This is a genomic window from Pseudooctadecabacter sp. (assembly GCF_965657175.1).
Lineage (GTDB): Bacteria > Pseudomonadota > Alphaproteobacteria > Rhodobacterales > Rhodobacteraceae > Octadecabacter.
The window spans coordinates 91562-108688 of sequence record NZ_CBFHNH010000003.1 but is presented as its reverse complement, the minus strand read 5'-3'; the positions used below and the strand labels follow the sequence as shown (position 1 = coordinate 108688).

Sequence of the window (17127 nt, the reverse complement as noted above, 5' to 3'; positions counted from 1 at the left end):
TCTGGGCGGGGTTTAGCCCTTCGGGTCCGGGATCGTCTTGCCTTTTTCAACCGCCGGACGGGCCATAAAACGGTCAAGGTAGGCGGGCACGTTGGTCAGATCGTTGAACCCGACCACACCTTTGGTGCCGTAGAATTCCAGCGCGCTCAGCCATGGGGCAATCGCGATATCCGCGATAGAGAAATCACCGGCAATCCAGTCTTTGCCGTCCAGTTCTTTTTCCAGAACGGCCAGCAGGCGCTTGGCTTCGTCAATGTAGCGTTGACGCGGACGGGGGTCTTCGATCTCGGAACCCGCGAATTTGACGAAATAGCCCATCTGCCCGAACATCGGCCCAAGGCCGCCCATCTGGAACATCACCCACTGGATGATCTTGGCTTTCTCAGAGGCCGTTTTGCCCAGCAGCTTGCCGGACTTTTCTGCCAGATAGATCAGGATCGCGCCGCTTTCGAACAACCCCAATGGCGCGCCGTCTGGCCCGTTGGGGTCAATGATTGCGGGGATCTTGTTGTTGGGGTTCAGGCTGAGGAAGGCGTCAGACTTCACATCGGCGTCCGACAAGGTCACGAGGTGGGGTTCATACGCCAGCCCCATTTCCTCAAGCGCGATCGACACTTTTACGCCATTGGGCGTGGGGTACGAATACAGTTGAATGACGTCGGGGTTCTGCGGGGCCCAACGGGCGGTGATGGGGAAATTCGACAGGTCAGTCACGGGGTTTCCTTTCGTGTTGCCCGACTGAATTTGGGGGGAATGTCACAGATTATAACCCTTTGGTGGTGTGCGAAAAATGCGTTAACACTGTGCGCGTGAGCGCATGTGCACAATTGTAATGCGTGGTAGCCAAACAGTGGGAACTAAAATGATTAAAGAATTCAAAGACTTCATCGCCAAGGGCAATGTCATGGACATGGCCGTTGGTATCATCATCGGCGCGGCCTTTACGGCCATCGTATCCAGCCTTGTTGCTGACTTGATCAACCCGATCATCAGCTTGTTCATGGGTGGTATCGATTTCTCGTCGCTGGGATATCGCTTGTCCGAAGGTGAAGACGGTGCTGTCTTCGCGTATGGTAACTTCATCATGGCCCTGATCAACTTCCTGATCATTGCGTTCGTTGTGTTCATGCTCGTCAAAGCCGTGAACAAAGCCAAAGGCCCAGAGCCAGAGGCAGAGCCCGAAGCACCTGCTGGTCCAACGCAAGAAGAGCTTCTGATGGAAATCCGCGACGCCCTGCGCGCGCAGAAGTAAAAAAAACCCTAAGACTTTTAGGTCTGGCCCGTCGGTTTTCCGGCGGGCCTTTGTGTTTTCAACGGCCAGCAGGGCTGGTCTTTGTGGGAATGTTGGTCGTAATCTTTGGGCGAGATTATTGCGCCTTGCGCCCCAACTTTCGAAAGATAGTGCATGTCTGACCTTGATGAGACGGATCGTCGCCTCCTTTCCGCCCTTCAACGCGAAGGCCGTCTGTCCAACGCGGAGCTGTCTGAAAAGGTGAACCTGTCCCCATCGGCCTGCCACAGACGGGTTCAACGGCTGGAAAAGGACGGCTTTATCAGTGGCTATGTGGCCTTGGTCAATCCACGCAAAGTAGACCGCAAGACGACCGTGTTCGTGGAAATCACCCTGCGTGCACAGGCGGATGATGTTTTGGCGGCGTTTGAGAAATCCGTGGCCTTGGTGCCGGACGTGTTGGAATGTCATCTTATGGCGGGGCAGGCGGATTATCTGTTAAAAGTCGTCGCCGAAGACGCCGAAGATTTCGCGCGCATCCACCGGCGTTATCTGGCCAGCCTGCCCGGTGTGCAGGGGATGCAATCGTCTTTCGCATTGCGCACCGTCCGGCAGACGACGGCCCTGCCGGTTTAAGGGCGGCGGAACCAAAGCGGCGCTTTGGGGGTTATGGATACAACCAAACCTAGAAAGGGACATACCATGCGCGGAATTCTCAGCCTTATCGGCCTCGTTGTTGTCGTCGTTGCAATCATCAATCTGGTGTAACGACATGCGCAACATTCTTTACATCATTGGCCTGATCGTCGTTGTTGTCGTGATCCTGCGTCTTGCAGGCATCGCTTAAACCGACCGCCGATCGCGAAACGAAAAAGCCCCCGCGCCGGTAATCGGTGCGGGGGCTTTCTTATTCTTAACGTGTTCAGAGGTGCTTAGAGCATCCCCTCACGCTGTGCTTTCTTCCGAGCCAGCTTGCGCTGACGGCGAATGGCCTCGGCCTTCTCGCGCGCCTTTTTCTCGGACGGCTTTTCGAAATGCTGCTTGAGCTTCATTTCACGAAAAACGCCCTCACGCTGGAGCTTTTTCTTCAGGGCACGAAGCGCCTGATCGACGTTGTTGTCACGAACACTAACCTGCATGTGGTTTTCACCACCTTTCTAAGTTTGATTTGCAAGGAATTGCAGGAAGTGGCCGTATAGCAAAGGGGTTCTATCTTGTCTAGAGTACCGCAAACCCCTGAAAGGCAAGCTGACATGACGTCCCAAACTGACCCCCGTCAATTGGAATTGCTGGATGCGATTCTGCCCCATGTGGCCTTCGATGGCTGGACCGATGACGCCTTCCGCGCGGCTGTGGGGGACAGTGACCTCACAGCGGATGAGGCCCGCGCCGCCTGCCCACGCGGGGCTGTTGATCTGGCGATCCTGTTTCACAAAGAAGGCGATCGCGCGATGGTCGCGGCCCTTGAGGCCGCGGACCTTGGCGATATGCGGTTCCGCGACAGGGTCGCCCATGCGATCCGCCTACGGTTGGATGCTGTCGACGACAAAGAGGCCGTACGCCGCGGATCGGTCTTGTTCGCGTTGCCGCATATGGCGCCTGAAGGGTCGAAGCTTATTTGGGGGACGGCGGATGCGATTTGGACGGCCCTGGGCGACCAATCAGACGATGTGAACTGGTACACAAAACGCGCCACGCTGTCGGCGGTCTATGCGTCGGTGGTTCTGTATTGGTTGGGGGATGACAGTCTGGATGGTCAGGCAACGTCGGCTTTCATTGACCGGCGGATCGACAATGTGATGCAGTTCGAAAAGTTCAAGGCATCGGTTAATGCCAACCCCTTCACCAAGCCTTTTGCATCGGTTCTGGGCCAGCTGACGTCGCGGATCACAGCGCCTGGTGCGCCGCCATCCGATTTGCCAGGATCATGGCGGACCCCACGATGAAGGCGGTCGAAATCACGACGGCGGGTGGCCCCGAGGTTCTGAAACTGACCGACGTCCCAACGCCAGAGCCTGCCCACGGGCAGGTCCGGATCAAGGTGGCCTATGCCGGTGTGAACCGGCCCGATGCCTTGCAGCGTGCGGGGCTTTATAATCCGCCCAAAGGGGCCAGCCCCCTGCCGGGGTTGGAGGCCGCTGGCACCATCAGTGCGATTGGCCCCGGCGTGACCGACTGGGCCGTGGGCGATGCGGTTTGCGCGCTTTTGCCCGGTGGCGGCTATGCGCAAGAGGTCGTGACACCTGCGGCCCATTGCTTGCCCGTGCCGGAGGGCCTGACCCTGAAACAGGCCGCCTGCCTGCCTGAGACGTTCTTTACCGTCTGGTCCAACGTCTTTGTGCGCGGTGGCTTGAAGGCGGGGGAAAGGGTGTTGATCCATGGCGGGTCGTCGGGCATCGGCACGACAGCGATCCAGCTGGCCCATGCCTTTGGCGCGCGGGTTTTTACCACGGCGGGGAGTGACGCCAAATGCGCGGTCTGTCGTGATCTGGGCGCGGAAATCGCGGTGAATTACCGCGAGGATGATTTTGTGGAGGTCATGAAGGCCCAAGGCGGCGCAAATCTTATCCTTGATATGGTGGGCGGGGATTATCTGCCGCGCAACGTGCGCGCATTGGCCGATGACGGTCGCCTTGTTCAAATCGCATTCTTGCAAGGCCCGAAGGTTGAATTGAACTTCGCCCAAGTGATGATGCGGCGCTTAACGATCACTGGATCGACCCTGCGCCCGCAATCCGATTTGGCAAAGGCGGCCATTGCGGATGATCTCCGGCAACATGTTTGGCCCATGCTCGCCTCAGGCCGTGTGGCGCCTGTGATGGATCAGACGTTTGATCTGGCCGATGCCGCCGACGCCCATGCGCGGATGGAGAGCAGCACACACATCGGTAAAATCGTCCTCAAGGTCGGTTAGGCTGGCCGCGCCGCAGGCCGAGGGCGATGAGGATCAACAGGCAAAGCCCGCCTGTTGCCATGACCCAAATGGGATCAACATCGCGCCCTTCAAACACCCGCCGCAACGGGGTTGAGACGAGGATCGCGGCAATTCCGAACCACAAGATCGGGCGCGGTGCCGGACGGCTGATGCAAAGGGCCAAGGCCAAGATCAGCGGCCCGATCAGATAATGGCTCCAGCCCAAGGGGCCGCACAGAATGCTGAGGGACCAGAGGGACAACAGGCTACCATTCCGTGTTGCTTGGCCCGATATGCGCAGCCGCCAGATGGCCAGCACGCCCAGCACCAGAACGATCAACCGGATGGCGGCAATGCCGCCGTTGGCGTCGTGCACATCGATCTCCGCAAGGGGCAACGTCGGCGCACCGGACCACAGGTCTGCCGCACGGATGATAATGGCATCCAGCCCAAGGTTCAGCTGGTTCACCAGAACGTTGTCGCCAACCCGTGCCAGCTGATCCAAGAACGCGAGGTGAAGCGGCACACCGCTCAGGCCGATACTGACCCCCAACAGGGCCAAACCCGACACCGCCATCGCGGCTGCCGCATCCCATCTGCGGTCCATCAGAAAGATCAGGCCAAAGATAATCGGGCTAAGTTTCAGCGCCGTGGCGAGGCCCAGAATTACACCCGCCCATTTGGCATGGCCCGCGTGATATCGTTCAAAGCCTGCAAGGATCAGAAAGGTCACCAGAATGTGCGGCTGGTTGAGCCAAAAGGCGAGGTGATAGGGTTGCAGCGCCCAAACCATCGCCGCCATTGCGGCCCATGCCCACGGCACGACAGCCTTTGGCAGTCGCACCAAACGCAGAGTTGCCCAGATCGATCCAACCAAGGCCGCCGCATGAAGACACAGCACCGCGTTGTAGAACGCTATCGGCCCAATCGCCGCGGCCACAGGTGCCAGAACTGCCGCCCATATGGGGGCATAGACGTAGGGCAGGACGACGACGCCGTCATGGCCTAGCTCCGCTGCCATGCGTTGCCATTCGACCGAGGCCGATGTTCCGAAGAATTGCGGCTGGGACAGATAGATCAGATCGAATTGGTCCAGTGCAAAGGACCGTGCGGCAAAGTAGATCGCGCTCAGATCCACCGCCCAAGTGTTCCAATAGGTGGTGACGAATCCTGCGAAGAGAGCCGCAGCGATTGCCCCCCTCAACAGGTATTGAAGGTGTTGGGGCACGCTACCGGACCGGATCGAACAGCGCGTCATCCAGCGTGCAATCGCGGATCACGTCAGACCCGCAGCGGCGCGGTTCCAGATCACGGGTCAGGCAGATGCGCGCCTCCTGTATGCGGCCAGACCTGCAGGTGATCGTGATTTCATCGGCGTCCAAGCCTTCGTTGTCGCGCATGAAAGCCTCTTCGATAAGGGATGCTGGAAGGGTCACCGGGTCGGTCAGACGGCGGAACACCTCGGGCCGGGTGAACTGCCCGTAGGCTTCGCGTGACAAGGCGTAATAGTCGTCCGGCGACAGCCCGCTGCAGGATCCGTGTTTGTTCCACTGGTACCACGCCAGACCACTGGTGCCCATGATGTCGGCCATGGCGGCGGTGTCCGCGCGGGACGGGTTGCGGAAGGTGTGGCGGCAATCGGCGGGCCAGCCGCGTTCGTATTGCGGCCAAAGGCCGTGCAGCACCCAGCCAAAATCGCGGTCGTCGTCGCATTGGGGTGATCCACGGGAATCACCCTCCAGCGCGCACCAGTTGGGGGACCATGACAGGGACAAAACGTAGTAGTCGAATTCACCCGCCACGTCTTGGGCTTTGGCGGGAAGGGCAAGGATCATCAACAGGGCAAAGGCGCGCAGCATTTCGGGTCTTTCCATAAATCGTTTGCGCGACTATATACACTTCAAGTTCCCCGACAACGTGAACCCGGCCTGAAACGGTCTGCCCCTTCAAGGGCGCGGGAGAGGCGTGTCGAATTGACAAGGAGAGATGCGATGAGCGGCACACCAATTATGGCAAAAGCCACAGCCGTCTGGCTGTGTGACAACACAACAATGACCTTCAAGCAGATCGCGGATTTCTGTGGCTTGCATGAATTGGAAGTGCAGGGCATCGCTGATGGCGACGTGGCCCAAGGCGTTAAGGGCTTTGACCCCATTGCCAACAAACAGCTGACCCAAGACGAGATTGACAAGGCCGAGGCTGATCCGTCCCACAAGCTGAAGCTTCTGTATAATCCTGCGTCTGCCGGCGAAGAAAAGCGCCGTGGGCCGCGGTACACACCCCTGTCCAAACGTCAGGATCGGCCTGCGTCGATCTATTGGTTGGTGAAGTTCCACCCCGAACTGTCCGACGGTCAGGTGTCCAAACTGGTAGGCACCACGAAGCCCACCATTCAGGCCATCCGTGAACGGACCCACTGGAACATCAACAATATCGAACCGATTGATCCGGTGGCCTTGGGTCTGTGCAAACAGTCCGAACTGGATGCCGCTGTGCAAAAGGCCAACGCCAAGAAAGCCGAAGAAGGCGGCGTTATGACGGACGATGAACGTCGCAAACTGGTATCGACGGAGCAAAGCTTGGGCGCGGACCCTGATGAGCCCAAGATCCCAGCTGGCATGGCCGGTCTTGAGACGTTTACGTTGTCTGACGCGCCCGAGCCCGAGGAAGATACATCGGTGCCGGATGCGGATACGTTCTTTAACCTGCCCGACGATGACGGCAGCGACGACGAGGATTGATCCGGCGTCACGCATCATTTGGTGAATTGAAAAACCGCCCCGCCTGACGGCAGGGGCGGTTTTGTTTTGTTTGATTGGGTGCGTTTGAGGTTCTGGTGTGTGCCGTGCCAGACGTGGGCGAACGTGGCGGTGTTGGAGCCTCCGGCGGAGGTATTTGGGAACCAGAGAGTTCGAGCCGTCTCGTAAAGCCTCCAGTGGAGGGTTTCAGGCGAGAATGCGGTCAGAGGGCTTTGCGCGCGTTGATCGCTGCGGTGATTGTGCCATCGTCGAGGTAATCAAGTTCACCGCCCACGGGGACGCCTTGGGCCAGTGATGTGACTTGGATGCCTTGCAATTCGTCGGCAATGTAGTGGGCCGTTGTCTGCCCATCGATTGTTGCACCCAAAGCGAGGATGACTTCGGTCACGTTTTCCGTGGTGATCCGGTCACGCAGTTTGGGGATGCGCAATTCATCGGGGCCGATGTCATCAAGGGCCGACAATGTGCCGCCCAGCACGTGATAACGGCCCTTAAAGACGCCTGCGCGTTCCATGGCCCATAGGTCAGCCACGTCTTCAACCACGCAGATTTGGCCCGTCGCCCGTTTTTCACTGTCACAGATTTCGCAGATGTCGGATGTTCCGATGTTGCCGCAGTTGAGGCATTCGCGCGCCGTCGCACCGACCGTAGCCATGGCGTCTGCCAGCGGGTTGAGAAGTTGTCCGCGTTTTTTGATCAGATGCAGGACCGCACGACGGGCAGATCGCGGCCCAAGGCCCGGCAAGCGGGCCATGAGGTCGATCAGCGCGTCGATGTCCTTGGGCGCTTGGGACACGTTTTAGAAAGGCAGCTTCATATCGGCGGGCAGGCCGAGGCTTTCGGTCAGCTTCGCCATCTCTTCCTGCGCTTTGTCCGAGGCTTTGCCTTGGGCGTCTTTGATCGCCGCGAGGATCAGGTCTTCGACCACTTCTTTGTCGTCGCCGTTGAAGATGGATGGATCAATGTCGAGCGCTTTGAGTTCACCTTTGGCAGAGGCCGTGGCCTTTACCAGACCCGCGCCGCTTTCGCCCACGACCATGACGTTGTGCAGTTCTTCCTGCAGGGCGGCCATCTCGGTTTGCATCTGCTGGGCTTTTTTCATCATGCCGGCCATATCGCCAAGCCCGCCAAGTCCTTTGAACATCTGTCGTCTCCTATTCATGTGTTGCCCCTTAGATAGGCGGGGGCGCGGGGTGCCGCAAGTTAGCTGTCTTCGAAGGGGTCCCATTCGTCTTCGACCTCTTGCAAGGCGTCTTGCTGGGCTTCGGCCTCAAGCTCTTTGGGGCTGCGGATTTCGGTGATCTTGGCGCCGGGGAATTGGGACAGCACGGCCTGCACCACGGGGTGCGTTGTGGCGCGGTCGCGCAGGGCGTTCATTTCGGCGTCGCGGACTTCCGCGATGGTGGGTGCGCCACCGTCGTTGACCACGGTTACGGCCCAGCGGTTGCCTGTCCACGCCTGCAAACGAGAGCCGAGCCGTTGGGCCAAATCCTGCGGGGCGTTGGGGGCCGGTTCAAATTCGATCCGGCCCGGTTGATAGGCGGCCAGTCGCACGCCGGTCTCAACCTCAACCAGCAATTTGACATCGCGGTGGCGGCGGATGAGTTCGGCCACATGATCGAAAGTCGGGTAGTGTTGCAGCGCTTCTTGCGTGGCAATGGCCACCGCCGCGCCACCTGCGGACATGGACGTGCCGGACGGGCCGGAATGGGTGGGGGCCGGTGCACCGCGCGCGTCGGGCGGGGCGGATTGCGCAGGGCGGGGGGCGCCGCCGCCTGTGGTGGGGGGCGGCGGTGTTTGACCGTCCAGTTTGCGCACGAGTTCTTCGGGGCTGGGCAGGTCGGCCACATGGGTCAGGCGGATCACCGCCATTTCGGCAGCCATCATCGCGTTGGGCGCCATGGAGACTTCTTCCAATGCTTTCAACAGCATCTGCCACAATCGGGTCAGGACGCGCATGGGCAGCGCCTCGGCCATGTCGGCGCCGCGGGTGCGTTCATCGGGTCCCACGGTGGGGTCTTCGGCAGCGTCGGGGGTGATCTTGATCACGCTGACCCAATGGGCGATTTCGGCCAGATCGCGCAGGATCGCCATGGGGTCCGCGCCATCGGCGTATTGGCTGGACAGTTCGGTCAGGGCCTCAGCCGCATGACCTTTGAGGATCATGTCAAACAGGTCCAGCACACGGCCCCGATCCGCCAAACCCAGCATGGCGCGCACCTGTTCGGCGGTGGTTTCGCCAGCCCCGTGGGAAATGGCCTGATCCAGCAGCGATTGCGCATCACGGGCCGATCCTTCGGCGGCGCGGGTGATCAGCGCCAAAGCGTCGTCAGTGATCTCGGCCCCTTCGGCGGTGGCGATGCGGCGCAGCAGGGCGATCTGGTCTTCGGGTTCGATCCGGCGCAAATCAAAGCGCTGACAGCGGGACAGGACCGTCACCGGCACCTTGCGGATTTCGGTGGTGGCAAAGATGAATTTCACATGGGCGGGCGGTTCTTCGAGCGTCTTGAGAAGTGCGTTGAACGCAGATGTCGACAGCATGTGAACTTCGTCGATGATGTAGATTTTATAGCGGGCAGAGGCCGCGCGGTAATGCACACTTTCGATAATTTCGCGGATGTCGCCCACGCCGGTGCGCGATGCGGCGTCCATTTCCATGACGTCGACGTGGCGGCCTTCCATGATCGCCACGCAGTTTTCGCAGACCCCGCAGGGTTCCGTTGTGGGACCGCCATTTCCGTCCGGCCCGATGCAATTCATGCCTTTGGCGATGATCCGTGCGGTCGTCGTTTTACCGGTTCCCCGAATGCCCGTCATGATGAACGCCTGCGCGATGCGGTCTGCGGCGAAGGCGTTTTTCAGGGTGCGCACCATGGCGTCTTGACCGACGAGGTCGGCGAACGTCTCGGGGCGGTATTTCCGGGCGAGGACTTGGTACTGGGTGCTGTCGGATTCGGTCATTGCGCTAGACTATGCGCGGGGGTGCGGGGCGTCCACTAGACAAACCAAAGAATGAAGCCCGCGCCGATGGCTGTGGCAGTCATCAGCACCGTGATGATCGTCAGCGTCGTGGTCGAGGCCGACTCTACGGTGCGTTCGTTCAGGCGTTCAATCGTGTGGCAGGCTTTGCGGCGGGCCGACCAGAACAGAACGATTGCGGCAATCAGCGGGATTTGGGCCACCACGCGGGCCACAATCAGCGGCTCAAAATCGCCAAAGACGGCTTTAAAGGCCAGCGCCAGACCAATCGCGCCCATGCCGCCGCCGGTCCAGCTGGCAAAGGTACGTTCATTGGCCATCAACGTGCGGTCTTCGGCCCAATCGGTGCGGTTTTCGGCAAGGTCTTCTGATTTTCCCATGACCCAGATATAGCGGAGACCGCGACAAAAGCGAGGGCGCGCCAATGGCAGAGTTTGGGATTTTTGCGGTGGATGTGGCCCAAGGGCAGGTGGCGTTGTCGCCCATTCCGGGCCGGTCGGGGTCCTATGAAAACGACCTGTCCACCGTGTTGCATTGGGGGCCGGACATGGTTTTGACCATGACCACCGGGGCTGAGTTGGACCGCATGGGGGCCGCAGGGTTTGGCGATGACCTCTCGGCGGCTGGCGTCACTTGGCTGCATTTACCGGTTGAAGATTTTGGCGCACCGCGGCCACCTGTCCGCGCCCTTTGGGCCGATGTCAGCGGACACGCGGCGGAGGTTTTGGCGCGGGGCGGCAAAATTCTGGTGCATTGTTTTGGGGGCTGTGGTCGGTCGGGCATGGTCGCCCTGCGGCTGATGGTCGAGGCGGGGGAGCCTGCCGATCAGGCGCTGGCGCGGCTGCGGGCCGTGCGGCCCTGTGCGGTGGAACGGGACGCGCAGTTTGACTGGGCGGCGGGGTAGTTACCGCCGCCTTTTGGCCGCCCCACGTTCCTTGCCTTCGTTATACATCTTTTGCAGCCGCTTCAGGTGGCCGCGATTTTCGCCAACGGTTGCGGTGTTGAACCGGTTTTCGCGTTCCAGCTTGCGCCAACGTTCCAGCCTGTCCGCGTCCAGATCACCGGCCTCAATCGCGGCGCGAACTTTGCAGCCCGGTTCAGTGCGGTGGGCGCAATCGTTGAATTTACACTGCACGGCCAAGTCTGTGATGTCGGCAAAGACCTCATCCACACCGTCTTCTGCGTCGACCAGACGCAATTCGCGCATGCCCGGTGTGTCGATTAGCCAGCCGCCCGCGGTGGTGGCGCGCAGGTTGCGGTTGGTTGTGGTGTGGCGGCCTTTGGCGTCGTCTTCGCGGATGTCTTGGGTAGCATCAATCTGGCCCGTCAGGCGGTTCTGGATCGTGGTTTTGCCCACGCCGGACGATCCCACCAAGGCCAGCGTCTGGCCCTTGTTGCACCACGGTCCAAGGCGCGCCACGTCGTCGTCATCTTTGGCATTGATCGCGATGGCCGTCAGCACAGGCGACAGACTTTCGGCCTGTTTGATGTAGTCCGACACATCGTCGGTCAGATCGGCTTTCGTCAGGATCACCAGCGGCAAACAACCGGATGCCGCACACATTGACAGATACCGTTCCAGACGGGCCACGTTGAAATCGGCGTTGCAGCTGGTGACAATGCCAAGGGTGTCGACGTTGGCCGCGATCAGCTGTGGTTTTGATTCTTCGCCTGCGGCGCGGCGGGTGATTTCAGTTGTACGCTCCAACGGCTCGGACGCGGAGGCACCGGTGGCGATGACCCAATCGCCCACGGCATAGCGCCCCGCCTCAACTGTGGGGGACAGCGACGGTGTGCCGTCCGCTGTCAGCCCGTCCAGACGGGACCGGTGCACGGCGGTGATCCGCACGGGACGCTGGGTGTCCTCCAGCGTCAACTGACGGGCAAAATGATCGGACCAGCCGAGGGTGGTGAGGGTTTGGGTCATGCGCAGGAGATAGCGTTCTTTTGTCGTTCGCGAAAGCCAAGGCTTTTGCTGCGCAAAAAAGCGACGTGGGTGAGAGGTTGGACATCGACCCAAGTGGGGCTCGTTGTGGCTGCTTCCTTCCGGACCTGACCAGGTTGGCGAGGCACTTGCCCGCGCCAACCCCTCATCGGTCATATACGAATGAGAGAGGCGCCATGCAAGGGGTGGTCTTGTGCGTGGCCATATCCCGTGCAACTTGGCAGGTATGAAACATGCAGAGACAGTGACCTTCGGGGGCTCCGGCCTTGATCGTGCAGCGCAGTTGCGGGGCGATATTGCGGCGACGGCGGCGGACTTGGCAGCGCGGTGCATCGTGATCTGGCGCGGTAAGGTGTTGACTGATGGGGATGGCGGGCCGCTGTTGCGGGTGCCGCTGGACCATCCGGTGATGGCGGACGCGGGCGAGGTGCGCCTGTTTTTGGGGGTCGATGACGCGGGGCCGGTCTTTGCGGTATCGCTGGACCATTGGGACCCCGACCTGCCAGAGGCCGATCAGATGGGCAGTTTTCTGGACCCAACCTTGCAGCAGCACCCCGCAACGGGCAACGCGGTCTTTGCCGAATTGCGCGCGATCATGATGGGGCTTACACCGCGTGACGCGGAACTGGCGGCCACCGCCAAGGCGGTTTTGGGATGGCACCAAAGCCATCGGTTTTGTTCGGCCTGTGGCGCGCAGAGCGAAGCCGCCGACGCAGGCTGGCGCAGGTCTTGTCCCGCCTGTGGGACGCCCCACTTTCCGCGCACAGACCCAGTGGTGATTATGTTGATCACGTCAGGCGATGATGTGCTGGTTGGGCGCTCCCCTGGTTGGCCGGAAGGGATGTACTCCCTGCTCGCGGGCTTCGTTGAACCCGGCGAGACGATCGAGGCCGCCGTCCGGCGTGAGGTATTCGAAGAAGCAGGTGTGCGTGTGGGGGCGGTCAGTTATCTGGCAAGCCAGCCCTGGGCCTTTCCATCGTCCTTGATGATTGGCTGCCGCGGGGAGGCGACGTCAACGACAATCACACTGGACCCTGTTGAGTTGGAAGACGCGATCTGGGTCAGCCGCGAAGACATGGCCAAAGCGGCGCAGGGACAACACCCGACGATCAAACCGGCCCGAAAAGGCGCGATCGCGCATTTTCTGCTAGAGAATTGGTTGGCGGACACGCTAGATTAACGGTCTAGACAGTAGAACAGGTTCGTAAAGGGCCGGACGATGGGCAGTGACACATGGATCTTACGACGCACGAAGATATCGAAGCACCGATTGCATTTGTTTTCGATCAAATCACTGATTTTGCGACCTTCGAAAGATCTGTGATGCGTCGCGGCGGCGATGTTGAACGGCTTGAAAAGGGCGACGACGACGGGCTGGGCGCGAAATGGCGCGTCAAATTCTTGATGCGTGGGGTGGAACGCAAAATCGTGGGCGAGGTCACGCAGGCCGATAAACCCAACGCCATGGAAATGACTTTGAAGTCCAAAAGTGCAGACGGGGCCTTGCGGGTTGACTTGGTGGCCCTGTCTCGGGCGCGGACGCGGCTGAACGTCCAGTTTGAAGCGACGGCGAAATCCATTCCCGCGAAACTGTTGTTCCAATCCCTGAAATTCGCGCGGCAAAAGACGCAAAGCCGGTTCAAGGCGGCCGTCGCGGGGTTCGCTGAAGACGTCGAAAAACGTTACCGGACCTAAGTGTCGCCTTTTTCCAGACGGCGCGGGGCTGCGGGGAAGACACCCATCAGCCGGATGTGGTCTGTGAAATAATCCAGTTCATCCATGGCCAGTTTGACGTTGCGGTCATCGGGATGGCCTTCGACTTCGGCGTAGAACTGCGTGGCGGTGAATTGGCCGCCGACCATGTAGCTTTCCAATTTGGTCATGTTGACGCCGTTGGTCGCAAACCCGCCCATGGCTTTGTACAAGGCGGCGGGAATGTTGCGCACGCGGAAGACAAAACTGGTGACCATGCCGTGTTTGCCGCGTCGGTTGAAATCGGGCTCCCGTGCCATAATCAAAAACCGCGTCGTGTTGCGATCGTGGTCTTCGATGTGGCGCGCGATGACGTTGAGGCCGTAAATCTCAGCCGCCATTTCAGACGCCAAGGCGCCTGCGGTCATGTCGTCGCCATCGGCCACATCCATGGCGGCACGGGCATTGTCCGGACTGACTTGGGTCGCAATCCCGTGGCTGCGTAGGAATTTTCCGCACTGGGGCAGAATCACAACATGGCCGCTGGCGGTCCGGATCTGGTCAAGCTGCGCACCAGGTTTGCCAAGAAGGTTGATATGAACCCGCACGAATGCCTCATCCACGATGTGCAGCCCACTGCTGGGCAACAAAGTGTGCACATCGCCCACGCGACCATAGGTGGAATTTTCCACTGCGATCATGCCCAGATCGGCCTCACCGGTGCGCACGGCATCAATGGCGGCCTCAAATGTGGGGCAGGGGAGGGGCTCAAAATCTGGCCGGGCCTCAACACAGGCCTGATGGCCGTAGGCGCCCGGTTCACCCTGAAATGCGATGCGTTTCGACATTTTTACCCCCATCTGACCCACATTCGACGCGGTTTGCGAAAAATGGGCATTTCGTCGCGGTGCTACACCTTGATCATTGGCGGGGGAAGCGGATACATGGCGCTTGAATCAGGAAGAAAATGGAACGCGACATGTTCGACACAATGACAATGACCAAAGTTCTGGGCGGCGTGTGCGGCACTTTGTTGGTCTTTTTGCTCGGCGGCTGGTTGGCCGAAGAAGTGTATCACGCCGATGGGTATGGTGATGACCGTGTTGCAGGCTATACCATCGAGGTTGCCTCTAACGAAGATGCGGGCGCCGAAGTTGAAGAAGGCCCTGCATTTGCCGAAGTCTTTGCAGCAGCAAGTGCGGCTGACGGCGAAAGCCAATGGCGCGCCTGTTCCGCCTGTCACGCCCTTGAAGACGGCGTAAACGGCGTAGGTCCGCACCTTTACGGGGTGGTGGGTCGTGATGTGGCGGCTGTTGGTGGCTACAATTATTCCGGCGCCTTGATCGCTGTGAATGACGTCTGGACCGCAGAAGAGCTGAACGCGTTTCTCGAGAATCCAAGGAACTACGCACCGGGTACAGCCATGGGCTACAACGGGATGCGCCGCATCGAGGACCGTGCAAACTTGATCGCGTATCTCGACAGCCTCGACGACTAAGTCGCGTCAGATCGGAAAACACTGGGCCGCTCTTTCGGGGGCGGCTTTTTCTTTGCGCAAAAGCGGCTGATCACGGCGAAGTCACGCAATCTCAACTTGAATGTTCGACAATCCGCGATTTAGCTTCACATATGCATAAACCCCGTCCGAACAGGAGTGCCCCTATGCCCGTGAAGTCCCGTCAAACCGCCAAAGCCGTCGCTGCATCGAAATCGGCCCAATCTTCCAAATGGATGATGCTGCTCGCCGGATCCGTTCTGGCCATCGGTGCCGCAACCCTTGTGCGGGCGGACAGCCACGAAGACGTCATCACGAGCCACGGCTACACCAACTTTGGCGAATTGAAATATCCGGCCGACATGGCCCATCTAGACTACGTCAATCCTGATGCACCCAAGGGTGGCGAAATCAGCGTTTGGTCCCGCGGGACGTTCGACACCTTCAACAACTTTGCACGCGAAGGTGCGGCGGCAGCGGGCACCACGATCCTGTATGAAAGCATCATGACGGCGACGGCGGATGACCCTTATGGGTCTTACTGCTATCTGTGCACGACCATCGAATACCCCGAAAGCCGTGACTGGGTGATCTTTAACATCCGTGATGATGTGACGTTCTCCGATGGGACGCCACTGACGGCTGAGGATCTGTTGTTCACCCATGATCTGATTATGGAGCAGGGCATCGCTGAGTACCGGAATGTGGTTTCGGGGTTTGTGGACAGTGTTGAATTGCTCGACACCTACCGCATCAAATTCAACTTCACCGAAGAGGCGCCGCGCCGCGACGTGATCGGTTTTGCAGGCGGCACGCGTGCGTTTTCAAAGGCGTGGTTCGAAGAAACCGGCGCCCGTCTGGACGAAAGCACAGACGTGCCGTTTCTGGGTACCGGTGCCTATGTTCTGGGCAGCTTCGACACCAACCGTCAGATCATCTATGAACGCGATCCTGACTGGTGGGGTGCTGAGCATCCCCTGAATATCGGACAGGCAAATTTCGACACGATCCGTTACGAATATTTCACCGATGGTGCCGCCGCGTTTGAGGCGTTCAAGGCTGGTGAATATACCTTCCGCAATGAAAATTCGTCGCTGCAGTGGGCCACGGGATACGATTTTCCCGCTGTTGAAAACGGCTGGGTGAAGACTGAGGAATTGCCAGACGGCACCATCGGATCAGCGCAGGCGTTCATTTTCAACTTGCGCGAAGAAAAATTCCAAGACCCCCGCGTGCGTGAGGCGATTCGCCTGATGTTCAACTTCGAATGGTCGAATGAGACGTTGTTCTACGGCCTTTATGACCGCGTCGAATCTTTCTGGCAGGGGACAGACCTTCAGGCGCAGGGGATGCCGAGTGAGGGGGAAATCGCCTTGCTTCAACCGCTCGTCGACGAAGGTCTTCTGGATGCGTCCATCCTGACAAGTGAGGCGATTTTGCCGCCGACGTCGGATGCGCGCCGCCCGACGGATCGCGCCAACCTGCGCCGCGCGTCTGATCTGTTGGATGAGGCCGGCTGGATGGCCGGTGATGACGGGATGCGCCGCAAGGACGGTGAACTTCTGACGGTTGAATTTTTGCAGATTTCGCCTGCGTTTGACCGTATCGTGAACCCCTATATCGAAAGCCTGCAACGGCTTGGCGTTGATGCCTCGTTGAACCGGGTCGATTACGCGCAATATGTTGATCGGTTGCAGGCGCCCGTCGATTTTGAATTCATCAACCACACGATGACGCAAGGCTTTGAACCCGGTGTCGGGATGCGCCAATGGTTCGGGTCTGAAACCGCGGCCGACAGTTCCCGCAACTTGATGGGGCTTGAAGATGAGGCGATTGACCGGCTGTTGACCGCCGTGATTGAGTCCGAGAGCCTCGAAGATATGCAAGTGTCTACCAATGCCTTGGACCGTGCCTTGCGCGCCAAAGGGTTCTGGGTGCCGCAGTGGTATAAATCGGCCCACACGGTCGCCTATTACGACATGTACGAATATCCCGACCCTCTGCCGCCGTATTCTTTGGGGAACCTGTCGTTCTGGTGGTACAACGCCGACAAGGCAGAGCAACTGGAAGCCGACGGCGCGCTGTAAGCGTGGTGGCGGGCCAAAAGATGAC

At 59.6% G+C, this 17127-nt stretch carries 20 protein-coding genes and 1 other RNA gene; 10 read left to right on the top strand and 11 right to left on the bottom strand.

Going from position 1 to position 17127, the window contains the following annotated elements:
* Positions 1 to 12 precede the first annotated feature (12 nt).
* Positions 13 to 714: a glutathione S-transferase family protein gene (locus ACTG36_RS04515; protein ID WP_375279969.1), complete on the bottom strand. Its 702-nt coding sequence runs from the start codon at positions 712 to 714 to the stop codon at positions 13 to 15.
* A 148-nt stretch (positions 715 to 862) separates the two neighbouring features.
* Here ACTG36_RS04515 and mscL point away from each other — a divergent pair, with 148 nt between their 5' ends.
* Together mscL and ACTG36_RS04505 are read left to right on the top strand one after the other, a co-directional pair.
* Positions 863 to 1252 carry a large-conductance mechanosensitive channel protein MscL gene (gene mscL / locus ACTG36_RS04510; protein WP_375279968.1) on the top strand — a complete coding sequence of 130 codons (390 nt, stop codon included), beginning with the start codon at positions 863 to 865 and terminating at the stop codon, positions 1250 to 1252.
* Between the two features lie 153 nt (positions 1253 to 1405).
* Positions 1406 to 1867 (top strand): Lrp/AsnC family transcriptional regulator, encoded by a 462-nt coding sequence (locus ACTG36_RS04505; RefSeq protein ID WP_375279967.1) that lies wholly within the window; start codon positions 1406 to 1408, stop codon positions 1865 to 1867.
* 296 nt (positions 1868 to 2163) lie between these two features.
* Here the strand turns inward: ACTG36_RS04505 and rpsU are convergent, their stop codons facing one another.
* A complete protein-coding gene (rpsU, locus tag ACTG36_RS04500) occupies positions 2164 to 2370 on the bottom strand; it encodes a 30S ribosomal protein S21 (protein ID WP_009159816.1) in 207 nt (68 codons plus the stop codon).
* A 114-nt stretch (positions 2371 to 2484) separates the two neighbouring features.
* Between rpsU and ACTG36_RS04495 the strand changes: the two genes are divergently transcribed.
* On the top strand, positions 2485 to 3177 hold the full coding sequence (locus ACTG36_RS04495; RefSeq protein ID WP_375279966.1) for a COQ9 family protein: 693 nt from the start codon (positions 2485 to 2487) through the stop codon (positions 3175 to 3177).
* Positions 3174 to 4145, top strand: coding sequence for an NAD(P)H-quinone oxidoreductase (locus tag ACTG36_RS04490; protein ID WP_375280066.1), 972 nt, complete (start codon positions 3174 to 3176; stop codon positions 4143 to 4145). The genes ACTG36_RS04495 and ACTG36_RS04490 overlap by 4 nt, the downstream gene beginning before the upstream one ends.
* Here the strand turns inward: ACTG36_RS04490 and ACTG36_RS04485 are convergent.
* Together ACTG36_RS04485 and ACTG36_RS04480 are read right to left on the bottom strand one after the other, a co-directional pair.
* Positions 4132 to 5373 carry a glycosyltransferase family 87 protein gene (locus ACTG36_RS04485; RefSeq protein WP_375279965.1) on the bottom strand — a complete coding sequence of 414 codons (1242 nt, stop codon included), beginning with the start codon at positions 5371 to 5373 and terminating at the stop codon, positions 4132 to 4134. The genes ACTG36_RS04490 and ACTG36_RS04485 overlap by 14 nt on opposite strands.
* 1 nt (position 5374) lies before the next feature.
* Positions 5375 to 6019 (bottom strand): ribonuclease T2 family protein, encoded by a 645-nt coding sequence (locus tag ACTG36_RS04480; RefSeq protein WP_375279964.1) that lies wholly within the window; start codon positions 6017 to 6019, stop codon positions 5375 to 5377.
* A 117-nt stretch (positions 6020 to 6136) separates the two neighbouring features.
* On the opposite strand from ACTG36_RS04480, the gene ACTG36_RS04475 reads away from it, so the two are divergent.
* Entirely contained in the window at positions 6137 to 6886 is a 750-nt protein-coding gene (locus ACTG36_RS04475; RefSeq protein WP_375279963.1) for a DUF1013 domain-containing protein, read from the top strand.
* A 220-nt stretch (positions 6887 to 7106) separates the two neighbouring features.
* Here ACTG36_RS04475 and recR read toward each other — a convergent pair whose 3' ends face one another.
* From recR to ACTG36_RS04455, 4 genes are read right to left on the bottom strand one after another with little or no spacing between them, the layout of a single operon-like run.
* Positions 7107 to 7700: a recombination mediator RecR gene (gene recR / locus ACTG36_RS04470; RefSeq protein ID WP_375279962.1), complete on the bottom strand. Its 594-nt coding sequence runs from the start codon at positions 7698 to 7700 to the stop codon at positions 7107 to 7109.
* A 3-nt stretch (positions 7701 to 7703) separates the two neighbouring features.
* Positions 7704 to 8048: a YbaB/EbfC family nucleoid-associated protein gene (locus ACTG36_RS04465; protein WP_375279961.1), complete on the bottom strand. Its 345-nt coding sequence runs from the start codon at positions 8046 to 8048 to the stop codon at positions 7704 to 7706.
* Between the two features lie 59 nt (positions 8049 to 8107).
* A complete protein-coding gene (locus ACTG36_RS04460; RefSeq protein ID WP_375279960.1) occupies positions 8108 to 9865 on the bottom strand; it encodes a DNA polymerase III subunit gamma/tau in 1758 nt (585 codons plus the stop codon).
* Positions 9866 to 9900: 35 nt separating this feature from the next.
* A complete protein-coding gene (locus tag ACTG36_RS04455) occupies positions 9901 to 10263 on the bottom strand; it encodes a DUF202 domain-containing protein (protein ID WP_375279959.1) in 363 nt (120 codons plus the stop codon).
* A gap of 44 nt (positions 10264 to 10307) precedes the next feature.
* Between ACTG36_RS04455 and ACTG36_RS04450 the strand changes: the two genes are divergently transcribed.
* Entirely contained in the window at positions 10308 to 10787 is a 480-nt protein-coding gene (locus ACTG36_RS04450; protein WP_375279958.1) for a phosphatase domain-containing putative toxin, read from the top strand.
* On the opposite strand, the gene rsgA is transcribed toward ACTG36_RS04450, so the two are convergent.
* Both rsgA and ffs read right to left on the bottom strand, forming a co-directional pair.
* Positions 10788 to 11810 (bottom strand): ribosome small subunit-dependent GTPase A, encoded by a 1023-nt coding sequence (gene rsgA / locus ACTG36_RS04445; RefSeq protein WP_439141559.1) that lies wholly within the window; start codon positions 11808 to 11810, stop codon positions 10788 to 10790. It lies immediately after the preceding gene.
* A 67-nt stretch (positions 11811 to 11877) separates the two neighbouring features.
* An RNA gene (gene ffs / locus ACTG36_RS04440) (signal recognition particle sRNA small type) lies at positions 11878 to 11976 on the bottom strand.
* A 78-nt stretch (positions 11977 to 12054) separates the two neighbouring features.
* Here ffs and nudC point away from each other — a divergent pair.
* Together nudC and ACTG36_RS04430 are read left to right on the top strand one after the other, a co-directional pair.
* The gene (gene nudC, locus ACTG36_RS04435; RefSeq protein ID WP_375279956.1) at positions 12055 to 13008 is read left to right on the top strand and encodes an NAD(+) diphosphatase; all 954 of its coding nucleotides are present in this window, start codon (positions 12055 to 12057) and stop codon (positions 13006 to 13008) included.
* Positions 13009 to 13061: 53 nt separating this feature from the next.
* Positions 13062 to 13523, top strand: coding sequence for an SRPBCC family protein (locus tag ACTG36_RS04430; RefSeq protein ID WP_439141557.1), 462 nt, complete (start codon positions 13062 to 13064; stop codon positions 13521 to 13523).
* On the opposite strand, the gene ACTG36_RS04425 is transcribed toward ACTG36_RS04430, so the two are convergent.
* Positions 13520 to 14368, bottom strand: coding sequence for a prephenate dehydratase (locus ACTG36_RS04425; protein WP_375279954.1), 849 nt, complete (start codon positions 14366 to 14368; stop codon positions 13520 to 13522). The genes ACTG36_RS04430 and ACTG36_RS04425 overlap by 4 nt on opposite strands.
* A gap of 131 nt (positions 14369 to 14499) precedes the next feature.
* On the opposite strand from ACTG36_RS04425, the gene ACTG36_RS04420 reads away from it, so the two are divergent.
* Both ACTG36_RS04420 and ACTG36_RS04415 read left to right on the top strand, forming a co-directional pair.
* Entirely contained in the window at positions 14500 to 15018 is a 519-nt protein-coding gene (locus ACTG36_RS04420; protein ID WP_375279953.1) for a c-type cytochrome, read from the top strand.
* Positions 15019 to 15182: 164 nt separating this feature from the next.
* Positions 15183 to 17102, top strand: a complete 1920-nt coding sequence (locus tag ACTG36_RS04415) for an extracellular solute-binding protein (protein WP_375279952.1) — start codon at positions 15183 to 15185, stop codon at positions 17100 to 17102.
* The last annotated feature ends 25 nt before the right edge of the window (positions 17103 to 17127 follow it).